At 47.6% G+C, this 19882-nt stretch carries 24 protein-coding genes and 1 tRNA gene; 8 read left to right on the forward strand and 17 right to left on the reverse strand.

Annotation, left to right across the window (positions count from 1 at the left end):
- From RIC29_08375 to RIC29_08395, 5 genes are all read left to right on the forward strand, one after another.
- On the forward strand, nucleotides 1–1233 hold the full coding sequence (locus tag RIC29_08375; GenBank protein MEQ8734925.1) for a response regulator: 1233 nt from the start codon (nucleotides 1–3) through the stop codon (nucleotides 1231–1233).
- On the forward strand, nucleotides 1223–2386 hold the full coding sequence (locus RIC29_08380) for a response regulator (GenBank protein ID MEQ8734926.1): 1164 nt from the start codon (nucleotides 1223–1225) through the stop codon (nucleotides 2384–2386). Before RIC29_08375 ends, RIC29_08380 begins: the two co-directional genes overlap by 11 nt.
- Before the next feature lie 753 nt (nucleotides 2387–3139).
- Nucleotides 3140–3766 (forward strand): GNAT family N-acetyltransferase, encoded by a 627-nt coding sequence (locus tag RIC29_08385; protein ID MEQ8734927.1) that lies wholly within the window; start codon nucleotides 3140–3142, stop codon nucleotides 3764–3766.
- A gap of 17 nt (nucleotides 3767–3783) precedes the next feature.
- Nucleotides 3784–4464 carry a hypothetical protein gene (locus RIC29_08390; protein ID MEQ8734928.1) on the forward strand — a complete coding sequence of 227 codons (681 nt, stop codon included), beginning with the start codon at nucleotides 3784–3786 and terminating at the stop codon, nucleotides 4462–4464.
- Nucleotides 4434–4502, forward strand: a tRNA-Met gene (locus RIC29_08395). The genes RIC29_08390 and RIC29_08395 overlap by 31 nt, the downstream gene beginning before the upstream one ends.
- A 95-nt stretch (nucleotides 4503–4597) precedes the next feature.
- On the opposite strand, the gene RIC29_08400 is transcribed toward RIC29_08395, so the two are convergent.
- The 13 genes from RIC29_08400 to RIC29_08460 form a co-directional block, all read right to left on the reverse strand.
- Nucleotides 4598–6034, reverse strand: coding sequence for an NAD(P)/FAD-dependent oxidoreductase (locus RIC29_08400; GenBank protein MEQ8734929.1), 1437 nt, complete (start codon nucleotides 6032–6034; stop codon nucleotides 4598–4600).
- Nucleotides 6035–6038: 4 nt separating this feature from the next.
- The gene (locus RIC29_08405) at nucleotides 6039–6890 is read right to left on the reverse strand and encodes a DUF1838 family protein (protein MEQ8734930.1); all 852 of its coding nucleotides are present in this window, start codon (nucleotides 6888–6890) and stop codon (nucleotides 6039–6041) included.
- Between the two features lie 12 nt (nucleotides 6891–6902).
- A complete protein-coding gene (locus RIC29_08410; GenBank protein ID MEQ8734931.1) occupies nucleotides 6903–8069 on the reverse strand; it encodes a nitrilase-related carbon-nitrogen hydrolase in 1167 nt (388 codons plus the stop codon).
- Between the two features lie 206 nt (nucleotides 8070–8275).
- A complete protein-coding gene (locus tag RIC29_08415; protein MEQ8734932.1) occupies nucleotides 8276–9268 on the reverse strand; it encodes an alpha/beta hydrolase in 993 nt (330 codons plus the stop codon).
- A 360-nt stretch (nucleotides 9269–9628) separates the two neighbouring features.
- Nucleotides 9629–10387 carry a hypothetical protein gene (locus tag RIC29_08420; protein MEQ8734933.1) on the reverse strand — a complete coding sequence of 253 codons (759 nt, stop codon included), beginning with the start codon at nucleotides 10385–10387 and terminating at the stop codon, nucleotides 9629–9631.
- Nucleotides 10388–10517: 130 nt separating this feature from the next.
- On the reverse strand, nucleotides 10518–11024 hold the full coding sequence (locus RIC29_08425) for a hypothetical protein (GenBank protein ID MEQ8734934.1): 507 nt from the start codon (nucleotides 11022–11024) through the stop codon (nucleotides 10518–10520).
- A 187-nt stretch (nucleotides 11025–11211) separates the two neighbouring features.
- Entirely contained in the window at nucleotides 11212–11415 is a 204-nt protein-coding gene (locus RIC29_08430) for a hypothetical protein (protein ID MEQ8734935.1), read from the reverse strand.
- 116 nt (nucleotides 11416–11531) lie between these two features.
- Nucleotides 11532–11996, reverse strand: a complete 465-nt coding sequence (locus tag RIC29_08435) for a hypothetical protein (protein MEQ8734936.1) — start codon at nucleotides 11994–11996, stop codon at nucleotides 11532–11534.
- Between the two features lie 28 nt (nucleotides 11997–12024).
- Complete coding sequence (locus RIC29_08440; protein ID MEQ8734937.1) at nucleotides 12025–12282, reverse strand: hypothetical protein; 258 nt, start codon at nucleotides 12280–12282, stop codon at nucleotides 12025–12027.
- Between the two features lie 88 nt (nucleotides 12283–12370).
- The gene (locus RIC29_08445) at nucleotides 12371–13513 is read right to left on the reverse strand and encodes an AI-2E family transporter (protein MEQ8734938.1); all 1143 of its coding nucleotides are present in this window, start codon (nucleotides 13511–13513) and stop codon (nucleotides 12371–12373) included.
- Nucleotides 13514–13595: 82 nt separating this feature from the next.
- Nucleotides 13596–13766, reverse strand: coding sequence for a DUF1328 domain-containing protein (locus RIC29_08450; protein ID MEQ8734939.1), 171 nt, complete (start codon nucleotides 13764–13766; stop codon nucleotides 13596–13598).
- A gap of 190 nt (nucleotides 13767–13956) precedes the next feature.
- The gene (locus tag RIC29_08455) at nucleotides 13957–14154 is read right to left on the reverse strand and encodes a hypothetical protein (GenBank protein ID MEQ8734940.1); all 198 of its coding nucleotides are present in this window, start codon (nucleotides 14152–14154) and stop codon (nucleotides 13957–13959) included.
- 18 nt (nucleotides 14155–14172) lie between these two features.
- Entirely contained in the window at nucleotides 14173–14727 is a 555-nt protein-coding gene (locus RIC29_08460; GenBank protein MEQ8734941.1) for a sigma-70 family RNA polymerase sigma factor, read from the reverse strand.
- A 316-nt stretch (nucleotides 14728–15043) separates the two neighbouring features.
- Between RIC29_08460 and RIC29_08465 the strand changes: the two genes are divergently transcribed.
- Nucleotides 15044–15271: a ribbon-helix-helix protein, CopG family gene (locus RIC29_08465; GenBank protein ID MEQ8734942.1), complete on the forward strand. Its 228-nt coding sequence runs from the start codon at nucleotides 15044–15046 to the stop codon at nucleotides 15269–15271.
- A gap of 273 nt (nucleotides 15272–15544) precedes the next feature.
- On the forward strand, nucleotides 15545–15694 hold the full coding sequence (locus RIC29_08470) for an entericidin A/B family lipoprotein (protein ID MEQ8734943.1): 150 nt from the start codon (nucleotides 15545–15547) through the stop codon (nucleotides 15692–15694).
- A 195-nt stretch (nucleotides 15695–15889) separates the two neighbouring features.
- Here RIC29_08470 and RIC29_08475 read toward each other — a convergent pair whose 3' ends face one another.
- On the reverse strand, nucleotides 15890–16246 hold the full coding sequence (locus RIC29_08475; GenBank protein ID MEQ8734944.1) for a hypothetical protein: 357 nt from the start codon (nucleotides 16244–16246) through the stop codon (nucleotides 15890–15892).
- Nucleotides 16247–16420: 174 nt separating this feature from the next.
- Nucleotides 16421–17026, reverse strand: a complete 606-nt coding sequence (locus RIC29_08480; GenBank protein MEQ8734945.1) for a superoxide dismutase — start codon at nucleotides 17024–17026, stop codon at nucleotides 16421–16423.
- A gap of 260 nt (nucleotides 17027–17286) precedes the next feature.
- On the opposite strand from RIC29_08480, the gene RIC29_08485 reads away from it, so the two are divergent.
- Nucleotides 17287–18327, forward strand: coding sequence for an NAD(P)-dependent alcohol dehydrogenase (locus RIC29_08485; protein MEQ8734946.1), 1041 nt, complete (start codon nucleotides 17287–17289; stop codon nucleotides 18325–18327).
- A 13-nt stretch (nucleotides 18328–18340) separates the two neighbouring features.
- Here the strand turns inward: RIC29_08485 and RIC29_08490 are convergent, their stop codons facing one another.
- Together RIC29_08490 and RIC29_08495 are read right to left on the reverse strand one after the other, a co-directional pair.
- Nucleotides 18341–18778 (reverse strand): hypothetical protein, encoded by a 438-nt coding sequence (locus tag RIC29_08490; GenBank protein MEQ8734947.1) that lies wholly within the window; start codon nucleotides 18776–18778, stop codon nucleotides 18341–18343.
- Between the two features lie 13 nt (nucleotides 18779–18791).
- Nucleotides 18792–19865, reverse strand: a complete 1074-nt coding sequence (locus RIC29_08495; protein MEQ8734948.1) for an LLM class flavin-dependent oxidoreductase — start codon at nucleotides 19863–19865, stop codon at nucleotides 18792–18794.
- Nucleotides 19866–19882: the final 17 nt, after the last annotated feature.

Here is a 19882-nt window from a genome sequence, read left to right on the forward strand (position 1 = left end):
ATGGATAGTCAGAAAACAACCATTCTATTTGTCGACGATGAGGATAACATTCTCCGCGGGCTCAAGCGCATGATGAGGCCCAAACGGGAAGACTGGGATACCGTTTTCGCCAGCAGCGGCCTAGAGGCTCTCACGTGCTTAGAGAAACAACATATCGATGTTGTTGTCTCTGACATGCGTATGCCAGGGATGGATGGCGCTGAACTCTTAACTCAAGTTCAAACGCTATACCCGCAGACTGTTAGAATTGTTCTATCTGGGTATGCGGAGAAAGAAGCCATCTTAAAAACGATTGGCCCATCTCATCAGTACCTTGCCAAACCATGCGACCCAGACAAGCTGATAGAAACGATTCAACGCTCGATCCGCTTACGCGTGCTTCTTAGGTCTGGCCCCTTGAGAAAAATTGTGTCTGGGATGCAGCGCATTCCGACGTTACCCAAAATCTTCGCAACGGTGGTGAAAGAGCTCGACTATGAGTATGCCTCAGCTGAGAGCCTCGCCGATAAAATTTCGCAAGACATCGGCGTATCCGCTCATCTATTGAAGCTAACAAACTCAGCCTACTTCAGCCTGCCGATGCCAGCCACGTCACCCAAGCAAGCGATAACGTTTCTCGGCTTTGAAAACGTAAAAGCGATTGTTTTGCTTGGTGGTATTTTTGATCAGATTAGAGGCAATCAGTCTGTCTCCGATATTGTGGAAACATTAAGTAGGCGCAGCATGCAACTTGGTCTTCTTGCTCGAGCGATAGCGGAGGGGAACGGTTTGTCACAGGAGGAAAAGAATCAGTCATACTGCACTGGTTTAGTCAGTCATGTTGGGACATTGCTTTTGGTCGCGAATTGGCCAAGTGAATACGGGAAGATGGTTCGTCTAATTGAGCAGGAAGGATTGTCTGTTGTTGAAGCCGAGATGGAAATCTTTGGTGCCACTCATAGTGAGCTTGGCGCATATCTTCTTGGCTTATGGGGCTTTAACGACTCAATCGTTGAAGCCGTAGCTTTTCATCATGATCCAGATTCTTGTTCGGGTGACGTGTCCGGCATCTTACTCGCGACACACGTCGCGCAACATCTTCTGCGTGTTAAGCGAAACTCTTCAGTTCGCGAAGACAGGTTCGCCCAGTCTATCGATCAGCGCTTTCTCAATAAATTAGGAGCAGAAGATGACATGAAGAAATGGGAGGAAACGTACAACTTAGTTAGTAAGGATTGGCCTGATGACACGTAAGATTCTTTTTATTGACGACGAAAAAAACGTCCTCACCGCTGTGCAACGCCAACTACGCCGAGACTTCGATTTAGTGACGGCGGTTGGTGGGGCAGAAGCCATCGCCAAGCTGAAAAGTGACGGGCCATTTGCCGTTGCAGTTTGCGACATGAGAATGCCTGACATGGACGGTGTGACTACGTTGGCAGAAATTAACAAGTTGTCACCTGATACAACACGCTTGATGCTAACCGGAAACGCCGATCAGCAAACAGCAGTTGATGCAATCAATCAGGGTCAGATATTCAGGTTTCTGAACAAGCCTTGTCCAGATGACATTTTACGCAGCGCACTTAAAGATGCCTTGCGACAGCATGAATTGGTCACTGCAGAAAAGACGCTGCTGCAGCACACGTTAGCTGGCAGTGTAAAAGTCCTCATGGATGTACTGTCTATGATTGATCCTGACGCTTTTGGGCAGGCGACACAGGTTAGGGCTTGGTCTCGTAAGGTTGCACAAGCTTTGCAATTAAAGAATACATGGGAATTGGACATGGCCGCTACACTTATGCCGCTAGGGTTAGTTGCGGTGCCGCCAGATATTGTTGCGAAACAAAGGTCAGGCGCGAGGTTGTCAACTGTTGAGCAAGATGTATTCGATGCGGCTCCCGGAACCGCCCGCAGGTTAATTGCAAATATTCCCCGCCTCAATGGCGTCGCAGATATGGTCTATTACCAATCCAAATGCTTCTCAGGAGAAGGGTATCCGTTTAATGAGAACCTCGCTGGAAAGACTATTCCTTACGGCGCTCGCATTCTGAAGGTGCTCGGTGATCTGGCCAAGGAAACGCGGGGGGCAGATCCCAGACCTACTGATGTCTTAAAATTGGAGGATCAAGCAGATGATTACGACCCAAAGATCTTACAAGTTATCATTGATCTATGGGGTTCCAGTTCTGGTGAGGCAGATGGTCCTAGAGGAATCCGAAAGGATGTTCCAGTAAGCCTGCTTATGGCTGGTGATCGCTTAATATCCGACATTAGGCTTAAAAATGGAAACCTCTTGTTATCAAGCGGTAATGCAATCACTGACGCGCATATTGAACGTGTTAAAAGCCTTAAAAATTTATCGGGTATTATCGAGCCGATTACTATAGAGAGAATAAAGATTTAGTGTGCTGTATTGAATTATTGGAAGCTATTAACACGTTTCCCTAAAACGCCAATTCTCATAGCTTTTGAAAGCCGAGTACCATCTAACTAAGGATCGATAGAACTGTAAGCCTTTAGAACCATACTCATCCAGATATCGAAAAAGCTGGTACTACACTCCAGATTAGTTCAAGCCGTACTATTAGATATGCTCGTGTGTATCGTCCTTCGGCTACCATTCATCAATAGAGGAATTTGGGCACTTTATTTAAGTCGAACAGGACGAGAACATTTTCTGTGTAATTCTTGTGAAGTAATGCACAGAAATTCCCAGAATAAGCGCGAATTTGGGGCATCTTAATTTTCATTAGGATATTAGGAAAGCTAATCAAACAGCCATTCTTAGAACTTTATTCCTCAAGTAAGTGCAATGGCACCAAAGACTGAAAATCCGCGTGTCGGTGGTTCGAATCCGCCCCTGGGCACCATTTCGTCCTAAGATTTTATCAATCTTAGAAATAGCGACTACGCGCATCTGTGTAATTGCGACAGAATTTGATCGCGACTGCCAATAAATACAATGTCTGCTGTAGGAGTTAGCGCGGAAGTGAAGCTTTCCGATATACTCTAGTACAAAAGCACTAGAGTATTAGTGACGCCGCCCCGTGTATTGCGCCGCACGGTCGATAAGAGTTAGTGATTACAGCCCGATGAAGCGCCGGTCCAAAGAACAGAAATCTAGCAAAAACTAATTTTGAACGCGGGAGCAAATAACGTGGCTGTCGAGGAGATCCGCTCAATCAATGAAGTCCACGAATTCGACCAGTTGTTTGACATTTACGCGAATTCGATTCCACCTGAGGAACAAAAAAGCCGACTTGAGGTGGGGCGGTTACTAGCGCGACCGGATTATAAGATATTTATTGAAAAGCTCGATGGTATCGTCAGGGGCTTCTCAATTTTTTACTTATCAACTAACTACGACATTGCGCTTCTTGAATACATGGCAACCGATAAATCTAGCCGCAACCAAGGAATCGGGGCTAAGCTATTCTTGTATGGTCTTGCATCTGCCTCAGGTCGCAGCATATTGATTGAGGTTGACTCCGACCGCGAGAACACACCCGATCGGACAATCAGAATTAGACGGAAGAATTTCTATCGGCGCCTTGGCGCACACCAGATTGTCGGGCTAGACTATAAGTTACCGTTACCTGGTAAAGGCGAGCCCCCTGTAATGGATTTAATGCTGCATCCAAATGGGCGCGATGAACCGTTTACAAAACATGACGTGCGTTACTGGCTGCAAGACATTTATGTGAATGTTTACAATCAATCTCGTGCTGATCCTCGAATTATTCGGATGCTGGATAATCTACCAAACGAAATTTATTTGAAGTAATCGAGAAAGGGTGTCGTATGACTTCAGAAGACTTATACTTTGACTTCGAGTTCATGGGCTTAAAGATTGAAAGAGTATTAGAATTCGGCGACGTCCTAACCACATTTTCGATTACAATCGCTGCGATAGCGTTATGGATCTCATTGAGAAATTTCAGAAATGCAGTTCAACAAGGAAACCAAGACGCTAAGGTATCGCATTACTCTGAACTAGATCGATTCTATTCTGAGTTACTCACCTTATCGCTAACATACCCTTTTCTTCGCAGCCCAAAGACCATCGCTCATGACGATGAGGCGATAAAGGCAGACTATAGTCCGTTTACAGATGCGGATCAGGAGAAAATTAGTAGGTATGAGAATTATGCGCTTATGATGTGGAATTTTATCGAAGCGATTCATGATCGATGCCAAGACCTTTGGGTGGCAGGAGACAACGAAAACTATCATATCCTCCGAGACACTTGGGAACCCATCATTCGAGCTGAAAACCGTATTCATAGACCTTGGTTTCTTTCAGAGATGCGCCGAAATGCTAAGGAGTTATTGAGTTCTCAGGATGCGGCGGAAGAATGCCACAAATTCTGTACAGGCTTTCGCATTTTTATCTTTGAGAGACAGTGGGCTGATGACGACTGGACATACCGTGATGGATTTAAGAACAGCATAGATTTTGGCCTTGAATCTTCTGGCCCATAACCAGTGTGTCGGTGGTTCGAATCCGCCCCTGGGCACCACTTTTTACAGACCGTTGTCTGAACGTGCTGAACAGCTCAATGACTCTGGGCAAATATCATGGCATTAGAGGCGTTCCATCTAAATAGCCTATAAACTATATGCGCTCAATCACTTCAAACACCACCCGTTCGGCTGACTCGAGCGCACCCTCCATACCTCTATTAGAAATGGCCGTGTGTTCCCCGCAGAAGAACAAACGTTCATGGGGAGTCGCCATTTCTGAGCGGAAGGAAGCAATCTGGCCAGGACGGAACACAGCCCAGTCGCCGGCAGAAAACGGCTCGGCCCCCCAAGAATGATAATGCGTGGCCTTCACCTTACCCTTGGCGGCTGGTCGGGCGGCTTCAAGCTCCTGTAACACCAGGGCTTTAGCGATGTCTGGGCCCAGACGATCCAATCGGGCGGCGTCATGGCCACGCGTCCATGACGTCAATGCATTGACCTCGCCGCTCTCGCCATAACGGGTAGCGGTGATGATGCCTGCCGGACCATTGGTCCACGTTGTTGGTCCAAGGCCGTCTTTCTCCCAAAAAGGCTCTGCGGCCTCCAGTACAGTGATTGTGATCTGCATGAAGGGCAGGGTGTAAACGGCTTGCTGCTGTGCACTAGACAGTGTGGGCGTAATATTTACATATTTCAAAGTCGAGAAGGGGAAAGAACAGATGGCGGCTTTGGCGGAGTATCGAGACCCATTCGCACAACGCACTTCGACGCCCTTACCAGACGAATTAATAGACTGGACCTCCTGGTTGAGCCGTACTTCAGTGCTGAGTTGATTCGCCATACCAGTGATGATGTCTGTGTTGCCACCGGGCGCACCGAACATGTTAGGCGCGCCTTCGCTCTGTTGTGTGTTCCAAGACTGAATAAAGAACATCATCAGCGCCGAGATATCATGGGCTGATGTCCCGTAACCCACATTCGTGTTGTAACTGAGCTCAATCTCGGCGTCGGTGAGGCCGTGCGCTTTTAAGAAGTCATAAAACGGCACGTCCAGGTTAAAACTTTTCGGGTCGCTCCAGTCACCAGGGTCCTTAAGTGGATTGTGCTTTGCCAGAATGCCCGAAGCCAACTCCCACGGCATCTTGTCCTTGTTATGCGGCGCAAACGGATTTAGTGGTGAGTCGGCCCAGTTCGCTTTTGGGATGATCTGGTGATTCAGCGCAAGCGCGGGCGCACCGTCCATCATAACGCGCGGTAAAAAGTCGAAGAGTTCGATGCCTGTGCGCGCAGCCATGTCGCGCATTCGACCGTAGCCAGCGGCGATGGTTTGGCCACCCAATTCAACAAAGCCCTCTTGCATCTTGTGGGTGAGGACTTTGCCACCGATACGATTGCGGCCCTCCAGCAGAATGACGCTGTAGCCAAGTTCTTCCAGCAGCAAGGCCGACTGCAAACCCGACAATCCGGCACCGAGGACCAACACATCAGCCTTGTCCTGAGCCCGCGCAGAATGTGAGTGAACGGCGAAGGGGCTGCTCAGCGCCGCAGCGCCAAGGCTTTTGACAACGGAACGGCGGGTCGGACGCATCACACTAAAGGCCTAGGGCCGCACGCGGGTCTGCATAAACTTTTGGATGCATACGTTTAACCAGCGCAACAATGTCTGCAGGCATCTCGTCGAAGGACCGAACCTTCGCCCCGAACCCGCGTGAGATCATGTTGCCGGGGTGCCCGGGCATCTTGAGCCAGGGCGACCATGTCAGGATGTCATTGAAGTACCAGTCTGACAGAGGATTACCGTTGGATGGATCAGCTACGTCTTTGTACAGCCCCGTGAATGTGCTCCAATCATTGACCCCGAAGACCAGTTTGCGCTCGTCGTCATCGCTTCTCAGCGTCGTCATATCATCGCCGTAAACCCAGACTTTATCGCCTTGGATATAGCTCGGGCCGATTGGGCTGGCGTAATCGACAATTGTGCCTTCCCGCTCAATCAGTGGCGCTTTGATTCCCTCTTTCGTTATGATGCGCGTCGCCGGCGCAGAGGGAAACAGCGATATATCTACTGTCTCTCCAGTCCAAGGATTATCAAATGTTTCCAACACTTCTCCAGTGACCGTGTCAGTGTAGGCCACCATGCTGATCGCCGTGTTTTCGTAAGTGCCGTCCTCGCCGACGTCCTTCGTCCCTAACACGGAGGCGAGCTTGATATCCCACATCGGGGTGGCGACCGGGCCTTCTTGGCCCATGCGCCGCAAATTCGCCCAGAAGAAGGCTAAACTATCGTCCATGCTATGCGCGAGTTTGCGGAAGACCATCAAGTTATGATCCGGATTGGTCGGATCAAGATCGAGCAGATCGGTTTGCGCATATGCTTGCCGTCCGAAGGTGGCTGCCATAAATGGCGTTGCGCCAAGGGCGCCGAGTGCAGTTCTGCGTTTCATTAGGTTGTCTCCTTACCAAGTGCGGTTTGAAGTGAAGAATTTGGCGGCCTCTTCAGGGGTTTCCGGCAAATATTTGGCCAGTAAGTTTGGTGGATTAGGCGGTTGGTACTGTTCATAGACAGGCATAACCATAGCCAGGGGAACGTCTGGGGGACGGTGTGTGTTGCGGAACTCAGCGATGGGAATCGCAGCTGTGATGTGTTCCTCATGAATTGACTCTGCCATGTCCACTTCGCGCCCAAACGGACCATAAATACTTGTACCGCCAGCGCCAGCGTAGGCTGGAAAGCCCGGTTGATCCGGAGAGAGCGACTGGTTGACGGTGATCACGTAATTTTGGTTGAATAAAGCCGCAGACTTAGAGTCTTCAGCGCTGAACCCACCGGAGGAGAAGCGCACGCAGACTTCAGCGCCCTTAATAGCCAGTGCCCGGTGAATATCGGGATCATAGGGCGAAATGGTCAGAGAAAGATTCCCAATATCCGTGCGCGCAATAGGAAGAACCGCATCGGCACCATACATCTCGGTGTACTGGTCCAACACATCCCAGACAGATGTAGTGTACATGGTCCAAGTGGGGCTTAGGCGTACGTTGTGGAGTTTCCAATGCTGTGCGGCGACTTCCCCATCCGGTCCGATGAGCACTCCGATCAAGAGCAGGTGTCCAGGCCAATCGTCACTCTTGGCATAAGTTCCAAAGGCGATGTAGCAGCCATATTCTTTGGCTTTTTTGCCCAGAGCTTCTGTTTCTATGCCAGGAATCTCGATGGCGACTTTCAGGGCTTCTTCACGGGTCCAAGGGTTCCACCCCATGATGGGCTGCTCATGGAAGCAGACCAAATCCTGAGGGCCCGGGAAGCCGTTAGCTTGGTCAATGCTTTCCAACATGGAGTTCAGGTTGGCAGTCATGACCTTTTTGGGACTGTTGGGATCGGCCGCTCGGATCGGTGACTGGACTGCGGTCACTCGAATGACGTCTTTGCGCAGCGCCACAGTTTCATATTTACCGTTTGCCGGCACTTTCACGATCTTGCTGGGGGAGGCTTGTGCGAAGGCCTCAGACGTAGTGCTTCTAAGAAAGCCTGTGCTTAGAGCCGCTGCACCAGTGCCCGCAAACCCTCTAAGGACGGATTTTCGGCTGATGCCAGAGCGCTTGGAGGTATGGGCGTCATCGGTCATTTTTTAATGTCCTTCTGGATAAGCGTTTCGGGAGGGAATCAAAAGGGGCGAGCTATCCTATGCTTTGAGTTGCGAACCATAGACTATTTAAATTAAGCAGTATGCAACACTATCGCTGACGGCTGTAAGAGCTGGCAGTTACCTACTTTTCTGCCAAATTATTTTTGTAAGCTATTGAACCAAAATCGAAATTCTAAATGGTTAAATCATCTGATGTTCTGGTCGAAAAATTCTTTTACATCCCGGGCTGTTTGGCGGGGGCGTTCGATATGCAACAAATGCCCTCCACCTTCGTAAATGATCTTCTCTACAGATTTTGCGTTTTGCAATGCCTCTACAAAAGCATCTGCCGTTTCCACCGATAAAGCAGAATTGTTGCCGCCCCAGAACACCAGCGCCGGTGCACGAACATGATTGAGAACTCGCTCAGGATTGCCGCGCTCATACAAGCGAGTTGCAATAAACGACTCCCAGTCTCGACAGACAACATTCGCAAGATCCGTCTTGCGGGTGATCAGTTCAGGCGTGACTTTGCTGGGATCATTTATGACCGTATTTAAAAACTCAGCTGTAAATCGCGCTTCGCGTGTCGATGGGGTAAAAACTGCATTGAAGTCGCGATTCCGCTCAACAGTTCCGCCGCGCCCTCCATATTCAATTCCGGCGGAATTTCCCAAGACCAATGCAGAAATGCGGTCAACACGGGTTCCGGCGTAACGGAATGCCACAGGTCCACCGTAAGACATTCCAAGAATTGCAAATTTCTGGATGGCAAGATGATCCATCAGCGCATCAATCAGAGTCAAAAAACGTTCAACAGAGTAATTGCCACTTGGCACCATACCTGTTAGCCCAAAAGCAGGCAGATCCAAACGGATGACGCGGTAATCTTCACTGAGTATTTCGACCCAGGGATCCCAATCCTTTGTGTCTCCCGACGAACTATGAATGAGTAGGATTGCAGGACCGCTGCCATTATCTTTGTAGTGAACGCGGATGCCGACTTTGCCTTCTAGCACTACAAACTTAGAGTCTTTGTCAGCGTACTTAGTGATAATTTGAGGATAAGTAAGTGTTCCTCCGGACGATTCCGGGCACACATAATTATCAACCAAGCTGTTTTCTGGTTGCGCAGATGAAGACGTGCTCGCACAGAAGAAAACACATAAACCTAAGATGACGGTTTTATGTATGTCCATGCTTTCACCTCTAAGTAACAAGTTATCACCCAATACCTCTATATTGAAAAGTAAGGTGAGGTGGTGATTTTGTCGAGAGTTATGGTGTTAACTGCGAATTGGAAAGGGTTGCACACCAGTGTGAGTTGGCTCTGAGTTGCGAACTTAAAAAAGCAGAATGCAACGGTGGATACTATGAGGGTGAATTAACACAAATACGGCTGACTCTCTCGAGTGATTGACGTTAAGAAACTGAAGGCTTTAGTCGTAACGCTTGCTTGGACCCTAATGGTTCCCTGAAAGGACCTGCGCCATCGTGGATGTTCCACTGACTTCCGTATACCAAGGATTGAAATTTACGCTTTAACAGAGGCAGGCGCATTACCTAAATGCTGAAAAGACTCTCGCAGATACGAAATTAGACGTGTCATCATCCTTGGGCGTTGCAATTGATATTCCGAAACCATCCATTTGCCGGGTTTGGAATTTTAAGTTCTCAAATGTAACGTCCCTGGGACGGAACCTAGAGCCTATTGCTTGGCCAGAACTGATGGTGACCATCACCAATCTCTTCTGTGGGTCCCGATAAATCAAATAGAGGTTATCTCCATCCCATTCGGGCATTACCTTTGCGCCATAGTAAGCGAAATTCCGATCATTTAAATCGGGAATAGGTAAGGTTTTTCCAAACAGTTTTTCTGTAATTTTCTCGAGGTTTGCTTTGTTGTCTGGCGTGAAGTCAACGGACCAGAAGGAATCCTCTGTGAGAAAATCGTATATATTCAGCACCTCACTGTTCCACCTGGCTTCCGTAGTTTTACGTTGAACCCAATCCTGGCCAAGCCACCCGATGCCGATCCCAATCCCAAGTAGCACTGTTGCTGCATAAATGAACGGTTTTCTGACCAGAGGTTGCAGTTTTTCTGTTGGGGGACTCGAGCTAGAGGTTATTCCTTTCGGAGTATGCATAGTTTGCATCAATTCAATTTGTTTTCTGAGGCTTTTTGCAAGTTTCCTTAAATCATGATTTCGGGCAAGGGCCGCCTTGACGCGTGCTGCTTCTAGTTCTGAGAGTTCTCCATCGATCCATGCCTGAACGTCTTCTCCCGAAACGTTATGTCTAGATTGATCCCGTATCATTTGCCTATTCTACTCCCAATCTTATGCTTCGTCTTCTTTCGATTTATCAGCGTGATGTATAACCCGTTGTGGAAAAGGTATTTCTATTCCGTTGCCTCTGAATTTTGCATCTATAACAAATCTTAAATCGCTACGATGCGTAAACGAGATCGGTTTGTGATTCTGGATGGCTGGTTCTCGGGCGCGGGTATTTGTCTCTAATCCATCGTCTGCAAAGCACAGCCAGTAGTATAATGGCCGCTATGAACGCTAAACTCAGTTGTGAATGTTTAGATTGTGCAGACCTATCATATCCGGACCACCATATTTGAGCATAGTTCTGAACTTCAGCCAGGATTTCAAGTATTTGCTCTGCTGCGGTAATCCAAGTGTCTGATGCCAAAGCGTGTGGCAAAGGGTCAAATACGGCATCGATAAAAGCCCGCACACCTTCAGTTAGAAATTCGTTATCTAATTGTTTTGAGAGTGCGAGTATGAGTTCTGTTTTAGAAAGCTGGTCTTCTAGAAAAACTTTCTGTGCTTCGTACTTTGACCGCTGCGCTATTGCCTGGCCATCTGTTGACTCGGTTGATGTATCCAGTTCATCACTCTTTTTTTCTGAGGCGTAAGATTTTTGTGTTGCGCCCAAATTGGTCAATGGTAGTGGGCTCGGTGTTGCTGCTGCGGTCTCGAGAGCAACAGATTTATTGCCTTCAGAGCTTAAGGTTGGTGGGTTGAGCAGGGCCTCAAGACGGGCTATCTCGTCTCGAATGATGTCATTTAGGTCTTGGGCGCCAGTCCTGATGTTTCTGACTTATTCCCTGAAATTAGACGCCTGAGCTTGGTTAAGGTTTTTGGGTCTCGGCGGTAGCCTTTATCTCATCAATACGCGATAGCCACGCATTTATCGTTGATTTCTCTTTCTCAAAATCATCACTGCTGAATTCTACGGAGGCTGTCACTTGAGGCAAAGTTGGCGTAACGAAACAAAGGGACAGTGTTGGCCCGAGCAGCGCTTGGCAGATATTCTTTTTTAAATGCAAACGCATCCCTGACACCCCTTTTAATTCGAGTCTAGCGACGCTTAACTTTTACAAAGAATTGCAAAGATTAAATAACCTCAGCTAATGCTTTGTACCATATGATACAGGAAGGTTTTGGCCGACTACTTGTTAGCCTCGTTGATGCCCTTCAGCACCTCTTTAACCAAGTCGGGATTGCTGGATACGGCTATCCCCGCGGCAAGGGCAACGCCCGCAGCCATCATAGGGTTTTGTTGAATGAGGTGCGCCAATTGAGCCAGGATCTGCTTGTCCGCATTTTGTTTTGCGTATTCCTCTTGCCCGTTAAGGCCGTTTAGTTTTTCAGATGGCAAAGGAGTGCTGTCAGCTGATTTTTTGATCTTGGCTAATGCCCAAGCCACAATCACAATTAAAGCCGCAAAGATAACGGAGCCACCTGCAACTGTTGCGCCTGCAACACCTGGTCCATAGCTTGCCGCAATCACCATAAAGGCAGTAACGCTTGCGCTTGTGATAGCAATAAGCAGAAAGCAAGCTGCCGTGCTAGCCATAACTTTTAATAGCGTGGCTCGAACAGCAACTTGCTCAATCGTAGATAAGAAAGACATTATATTTTCTGCTTAATCTGACTCGAGACTATCTATTAAGGGCTTTGCCAATGATCAATCCAATACTGAAAGCAGTCAGTGTGGTGGCAAAAGGACGATCTTCGATCGTTGCCTGAAGAGCGTTAACACCAGCTGCTCCAGCATCTACAGCTTGCTGTGATTTTGCTTTCGCCGTGGCCTTAACGTCGGCACGTACAGCGGTGGTGAGCTCAGAGATATCGCTTTTAAGAGCTTCAAAATCGTCGCGAAGCGCTTTAATTTCTTTGTCATATGTTTGAGTAGACATGGTGAGCTCCTTTATTAAGTAAAGTTACACCTTAGAAACGGTTCAGCGTCCACTTTGTTCCCTGAACGTTACTAAGTTTTCGATCTATTTATGCTGACTCTTGATATGGCTGTGGTGCTGGCGGGGGTGGATCCCCTGCCGTTGCTTCAGGAAGAGTGCTTTCCTTGGTTTCAATACGTTGACGCTCATTGATAATAAAACTGATAAATACATCAGTAATAACAACGATGGGCAGCGCTAGAATTACACCAGTTGCACCAAGCAAAGACCCGCCAACCAGCAAGCCAAAAATGATCCATAGAGGGTGAGTTCTGACGTTGCGCCCTACGAAAAAGGGTGAAAACACAGCAGTCTCTAAGATCTGACTGGTGCCATAAAGAAGGCAAATCAAAATAAGTGGTAGGATATCATTGAATTGCGCAAAAGCTGCCACAAGGGCGATGCCAAAGAGCACCAGATTTCCTACAACAGGGACTATGGCGGATAATCCGGTGAGAACCCCAATCAAAACGGCGTTTTCTAACCCGATAACTAGCAGCCCTACTGAATGGATTACGGCTTGTGTCAGCATAACAAGACTCTGGCCTCGGATTAATCCTGATAATTTTACGTGTATTGCATTCATCAGGAATTTCGCAGTTGAGCGTTGGTTTTGAGGAAAAATAGTCTTGAGTGCTTCGATAGCATTGTGACCATCTTTCAGCAGGAAAAAACACACGAATGGTGTAAGTACCGTGAACAGGATCAGGTCAACCGCTGAGAACACAAGGTTAACAGCCTGGCTCGCCGGCTCTTCCGTCTTATCTATTATCGATTTGACATCCAGATCATTCGAGATCAAATCGCTTTTGCTGACGCCAGGCACATGGTTATCTAAGAACGTGATGAGCTTTGACTTTGCGCCCGATATAAGCTCTGGCCAGGCGCGGATGAAGCTGCTGATCTGATCCATAATCAGTGGAATAAGAATCATCAGCAGGGCAATGAATGCACCGCAGAAAACCATCGTGACAACAAAAGCACCCAAAGATTTTCTGCAGCCCCATGCCTCTAACTTGTCAACGACCGGCATCGCTATGTATGCAAATACGGCACCAGCCAAAAACGGTGTGCTTGCGCCGCCCAGAGCAATAAGCAGTCCGATGACGACGACTGAGCATAACCCGAAAATAATGGCGAACTTAAGCCGGTTGTTTCGAGGGGGAATGGAGGAGGGATTCGTCAATGTCATAGACGCCAATGCGCTGTGGAGGGGGCTAGAAGTGAAAGAGCGCCGCGTTGTGCAGTGCTCTTCTCAAGAACAACCCTTTAATTTAGAGGTTGGTTTTTCGTCCCATGCCAAATATGAGCGAAATCACCAGTAGCACAAGGAACACAAAGAAGAGAATTTGAGCAATGCCTGATGCAGCTGCTGCTACTCCACCGAAACCGAATAGCCCTGCAATCAAAGCCAAAATCAAAAATGTAAGAGCCCAACTAAGCATTATCTTATCCTTTCGTTTTCGTTTCTGCTGCGAGCATCGGGTGCTTATCCGTTTTACTCACTTACAAAACGAACGCCGAGGGTATTGGTTCCATGTTAGCTTTATTGAAAAGCCAATGGTTGGCCCCAAAAGACAAAGAGCCGCTCCTTTGAAGCTGCGACTCTGTTCTTTGTTTAATTACTAATGGAGGCTAATGGACAGTACTTGCGCCACCATAAATTTTTCTCAGATGCTGAGCTTGTTGCTGATAAGCTTTAACAGTGAATTCCGCGTCCGGGTTATCAGCAATATAATGTTCTAGTGCTCTTTTCGTTTTGCTTTCAAGCTCGCCATCAACATATGCGCTCAGGTCACTCGGCGTGAAGAACTCTACTCTTTCTAAGGTCATATTTTACGTGCACCATTTTCATGCTGCCCTTTCGTTTTTGCTCCCTTTAGCCCCATTTGAATTCACTCTCTCTTGAATGGCTCTAAGCTTCTCTCGTGTTCTAAAGAGCCGTGACTTTATCGTTCCAATCTCAACGTCAAAAATATTTGATAACTGATCGTATGTCTTACCTTCTACACTAACGAGGCGCAGCAACTCTTGTTCCGTCGCTTCCAGTTGATTAAACGCTCTTTCAAAATCTCTCATTTCCAAAGATTTCTCCTGCATTTGTGGTGTAGATGCACTTTCCTGCCAGTCTTCAATTTCAACTTGATGGCCGCGCCGTGCCACACGCCGCACTTCATCGATGAACTCATTATGCATGATCGTGAATAACCAGGACTTCATGTTAGTGCCCATCTGATACTGTTTAAGGCGGGACAGGGCGCGTTCTAAACTTGTTTGCACCAAATCTTCAGCTTGGGTGACATTCTTCGTCAGCTTAAGTGCATAGCGCTCAAGAGCCGAGATATGCGTCGTTAATTCTTGAGGGTCAGTTTTTGTGGCGTCAGAAAACTGTTCTAACGTAGCCATTTGGTTTCTCCTCTTGTTATCGCGTTTACGTCGATGTTGCTGAGGAGAGGGTAGCTATCTGTGACCTTTAAACAAGGAAAAGATGTGCATAAAAATGGCACAAAACCTACGTTGTAGACCTTTGAGTAGGGTGTGTTTTTGACCAACAAGATGGTTCAATCTAATTGAACTCAGATACCCATTTTAGTGGTCTTTCACCTCTTTGAGGAAATGCCTTAAAATGAGTATTTTTACGCACTTGCGCGTTTCACGTGGTATGAGTGTCGTTTGTTGAGTTGGTGACTGGCTTGCAGGTTTTGAGATAGGAAAAAAGCAGATGACCAAACCGAAGAGAGCTTACAGAACAGAGCGTTTGCAAATTATGCTCGATGAAGAAGAACTCAAAGCAATAGAAGAATGGCGTTACGAAATGCGCCTACCGTCTCGTTCTGCAGCCATTCGGGAATTGCTGAGAATCGGCTTAGACACTCAAGAAAAAGCGGAACCAGCTGATTTGCAGGCCAAATCAACTGATTTTACGGTGCTGCCGGAAGCGGAAAAGTAGTTTAACCGCGCAATGCAGCAAGCCTTTTTAAGTCCAGTCACGCCTTATTCATCGTTCGAATAGGTCTCTCCGGATCAAATACATCAACTTCCGCTCACGCCTGATGAAAGGCAGATAACTCTATTTGTGGTGAATGATCTTTCGAGATCATGTTGCTGCGCTGATAGAATTATGCCTGTTGTACTGCAAGTTGTGTGTCTTACGGAACTTTGTGCTTTCATATGCGTTTATCTCAAGCGATCTTAATTTGTCATAAGTAGGAGAGGTTAAAGTATGTTTGACATGACAGTATTTCTAAAGCGCATCGCCACTGTGATCTTTGGCGTATTTCTGATGGCAGGTCTTTCAGGCTGTAATACTGTTGAGGGTGTCGGTCGTGATGTTGAATCAGTTGGCGACGGTATTGAAGACGCTGCTGATTAATTTCCACTACATCAGCCCAATAGATAAAAACCCCGTACTCTTTTGAGTACGGGGTTTTTCTTTGCCTAATGGATCATCTTTATTTGCGCGATCTAAATAAGCAAAAAAAGAGAAATGCCGCGCTGAGAGGCGTGGCATTTCCGTTTATGCCACCTGGGCGGTGGGGGAGGTGGCATTAGAAGAGCGGGATTAGCTCTATTGATCTTCTGGTAGATCGACGTCTACAGATGGAACTTCAATTGTTTTTTCCTTCATTTCGACGTCAACATCAGGAACTTCTATTTTTACATCTTCACTACCGACTTCAACGTCAACAACATCTACATCAACATCTGGTATGCGCCCGCCTTCAACGTCTATGTCGCCACTTACCGTGGGTGCGCGTCCATCTTTTGTTTTCACAACGTCGTAATCAGGAAGTTCACCAGGGTCCACTTCGACTGAAGATTCGATGCTGGGCAAGGCGCCACTATCATTGACATCTAGGTCGACGGTGTAAAAGGCAACCACTGCAATCACGATAATTGCGATAGCACCAATAACAAATCTCATTTTTATTCTCCTTTATTTGTGTCTCAATACTTTGTCTTGCCACTCTGAATCGCTAAGGGCAGAGGTCGCTAATGTCTTGAGTAGTGACAGTAGAACGCTAAAGAGAAGCGAATGTTCCTGATGGAAGAGTTGCTAAACATAAAAAAGTCATCAGAAGTACCTGCATGCAGTTTTTTACTTTTCTGTAAGCCATTGCTCCTCAGCAAAGGACCAATTCACAAGGTGGTTCAAGAATATATCTACGTATCGTTGACGCTCGTTTTTGTAGTCCAGATAGTACGCGTGTTCCCAAACGTCGCAGCATACCAGCACTGTTTCACCATCGACCAGTGGGCATTCAGCGTCATGAGTTGAGCGGACGCGGAGTCCCTCTTTACCGGCTGTGAGCCAAGCCCATCCGCTACCGAACTCGCTGGTCGCTACTTTCTTAAATTTTTCACTAAAGGCATCAAAGCTACCGAAACTTTTATTTAAAGCCTCAGAAAAGGGACCAGAAGGTTTGCCACCTCCATCTGGCGAAAGTGACTGCCAGTAAATGTTATGGTTCCAAATCTGCGCAGCCACATTGAACAGATCTTTGCGGTCAGAATTCTTATTTGCAAAGTGAATCAGATCTTCAAGTGATAATTGTGCGGCCTTGTCAAAATCGTCGATCTTATCATTTGTTTTATCGACGTATCCCTTGTGATGTTTGCTGTAATGCGTCTCCACTGTTTGTTTTGATATGTGTGGCTCCAAAGCATCCATAGCAAAAGGGAGTTGAGGTAAAGTAATATGCATTTTGATTTCCTCTGTTAGACAACTAGAAAGTCGAGGGGGTTGTGATGCACGCAGTGTCAGTTAGGCGGCACACCTTAAACCTCAAACGCTTCTCATATGTGAAGGTTCCGTATTTAATGCATTAAGGATCTGATTTTGGCCTTGATGCCAGAGATGGATCCCTTCCAAAGGGCTGTTTTCTTTAGTTTTCTCTGGAATTTCCATGAGGATGCTTATGAAGCTGGTATTCGTCTAATTGAAAGTTATGAGAGGCGTACACTATGAGAGTTTATGAAATAGGCGATTATTCGACCGGTCTTAATCTGCATATTGTTGAACGCCCTCGTCCTACACCCGGGCATGGCGAAGTTCTGATGAAGGTCAGGGCCACAGGTCTCAACGCCCGCGACCTCTCAATTATGGAAGGCGCCTTATCGACACGGGCGATGCCTTACACGCGGGTGCCTCTTAGTGATAACGCCGGGGATGTTGCTGTCGTCGGTCCTGGAGTCACAAATGTGGTCGTTGGAGATCGCGTGACCATGACCCACTACTGGCAGTGGCTTGATGGTGATTGGCATGCCTCTATGGCAGAGCAGGATTACTCGGCGACATTGGACGGCTTTTTGGCTGAAGAAGTTGTGGTGCCAGCTGCGGCTCTTGTGCGTATCCCCGACAGCTTGTCTTATGAAGAAGCGAGTACGTTGCAAAGTGCGGGCCTCACGGCCTGGAACGCGGTTGTTGAGGCGGGTGGCGTGCGCCCCAGCGATACAGTCCTGACTCTTGGGACCGGTGGAGTTTCGGTGTTCGGCATGCAATGGGCAAAAATGCTCGGTGCTCAGGTGATTGTGACGTCTTCCAGCGACGAGAAGCTTCAGCGGATGAAAGCGTTGGGCGCGGATCTGACCATTAACTATAAAAACAACCCAAATTGGTCCGATGCCGTTCTTGAAATGACCGGTGGAGAAGGTGCCAATGTAGTGCTCAATAATGTGGGTATACAGGAGATGGAGAACTGTCTTTCGTCCTGTGCCTCAAACGGGCGTGTCATGTATATCGGCGCGAATCCGGTTGTGCATGGTCAGGGCTCTGGTGAGCCAGTTGTGCTGACGAGATTCCCAAATCTCATCATCAAAGATCTCACGATTAAAGGCATTATTGTCGGTAGTCGACGCATGCTAAAGGATTTGATCCAGGCGATGGCGACCAACAAAATTAAACCTGTAATTGATCGGGTGTATGCCTTTGATGATTTTTTAGACGCGATTCCGTATATGAAAAGCGGTCACAAGATCGGAAAAATTGTCATCAAAGTGCATTAGAGGGGCTTGCGTTTTAATCTGTATCGTTCGTTTTCTCGTAGCGCCTGACGGCACGTGGATAAGAAACCCAACCACTCACGAAGAACAGCCAAGATAAACCTTCAGTTCTTAGCTCAGAGAGGTTCTTGTCTGTTATGCCATCGACGATCAGACCATAGACCCTGAGAGCAACGATAATGGTCATAACCCCGACGATGATTGTTAAACAGGTCATGAATAATTTCGGACGGGCTAAGCCAATTAGAGCGGCAAAAAAGAGACTCGAAAACATAGCCCCAACCCCGGTGCGCAAGAACGTAACTGAATGGGCTTCGCCTGAGAGGCTAACGCCAAACATATCGATCCCCGCTAACGGGTTGAAGGCGTATAAACTCGCAAGGAATCCATATATTATTAGGGCCAAGCCCATCACTAGGCGTGCATACCACAGACGCAGTTTCGTGCTGCTCATGCCCGGTCTCCTCTTAGGATTCGCTTTTTCGGGATTCTAGCTTGGGTAGAATGTGTTCCCCGAATTTATCGATATCGTGCTCAAAGTCAGGGAAAGCGAACATACAGGCACTCACGCCCGCTTCGTCATAAATGCGATCTAAATAATTCGCGACAGTCGCGTAAGACCCAACAAGCGTCGGCAGGCCCATAAACATCGATTTGCGTTTCAGGCTTTCAGACATGCCATCGGATTTATCGAGTTCAGCCTGGCCAACGAGGTTGGTAATCGCTTCCTCATCAGCGCCTTCCACAATGTGCTCAAAACGTTTGAGAGCATCCTGATCTGTTTCGGCCGCAAAAACGTTGAAGAGGGCAATGGTGCCGACGTCGCGTTTTAATTCAGTTGCATGAGCTTGAAGTCGCGATGTGATGCTTTTGAAGGCTTCAATGTCGCTCTCGATATCATGGCTATTACCCCCTGCGATCACGAAGTTGCGGTCGCCCAACTCGGCTGTGAAGCGGATACCGCGGTCCGACTGACCAGCGCAAACCAATGGGATTGGTGTTGTCGGCTGTGGTTTGATCTCGGCATTGTTCATCTCAAAGAACTGGCCTTTAAAGTTCGATTTCCCAGTTTCCCATAGCTCTTTTAGAATTTGCACGTACTCGGTTGCATAATCATACCGCGTGGCAAAGAATTCATCGCCTGGCCATAAGCCCATTTGGTTGAATTCTTCTTTGTACCACCCGGAAACAATGTTCAGGCCAAAGCGTCCTGGGCAAACAGCTTCAATGGTTGAGGCCATGCGGGCCGCGACGGCGGGATGCAGAGACAGGTTTGTCACCGATGGAATAAGCTTGATCTTGCTTGTGACTGGTGCAAGCGAGGCGGTTAAAGTGAAGGAATCAAGGGCGTAATCCCAATACTCAACTTCACCGCCGAAGCCACGAAACTTAACCATGGATAAAGCGAAGTCGAAACCTAGCGCTTCACACTTCAAAGTCACGTCGCGGTTGAGTTCCCATGTAGGCCAGGTCGGCGGTACATTTTTCGAAATAATGAAGCCGCCTTTTGCGATCGGTAGGAAGATGCCGATTTCCATCATAGCTAAGTCCATCCTTT

This window comes from Rhodospirillaceae bacterium (assembly GCA_040219235.1).
In the GTDB taxonomy this organism is placed as follows: Bacteria; Pseudomonadota; Alphaproteobacteria; order Rhodospirillales; family Rhodospirillaceae; genus WLXB01.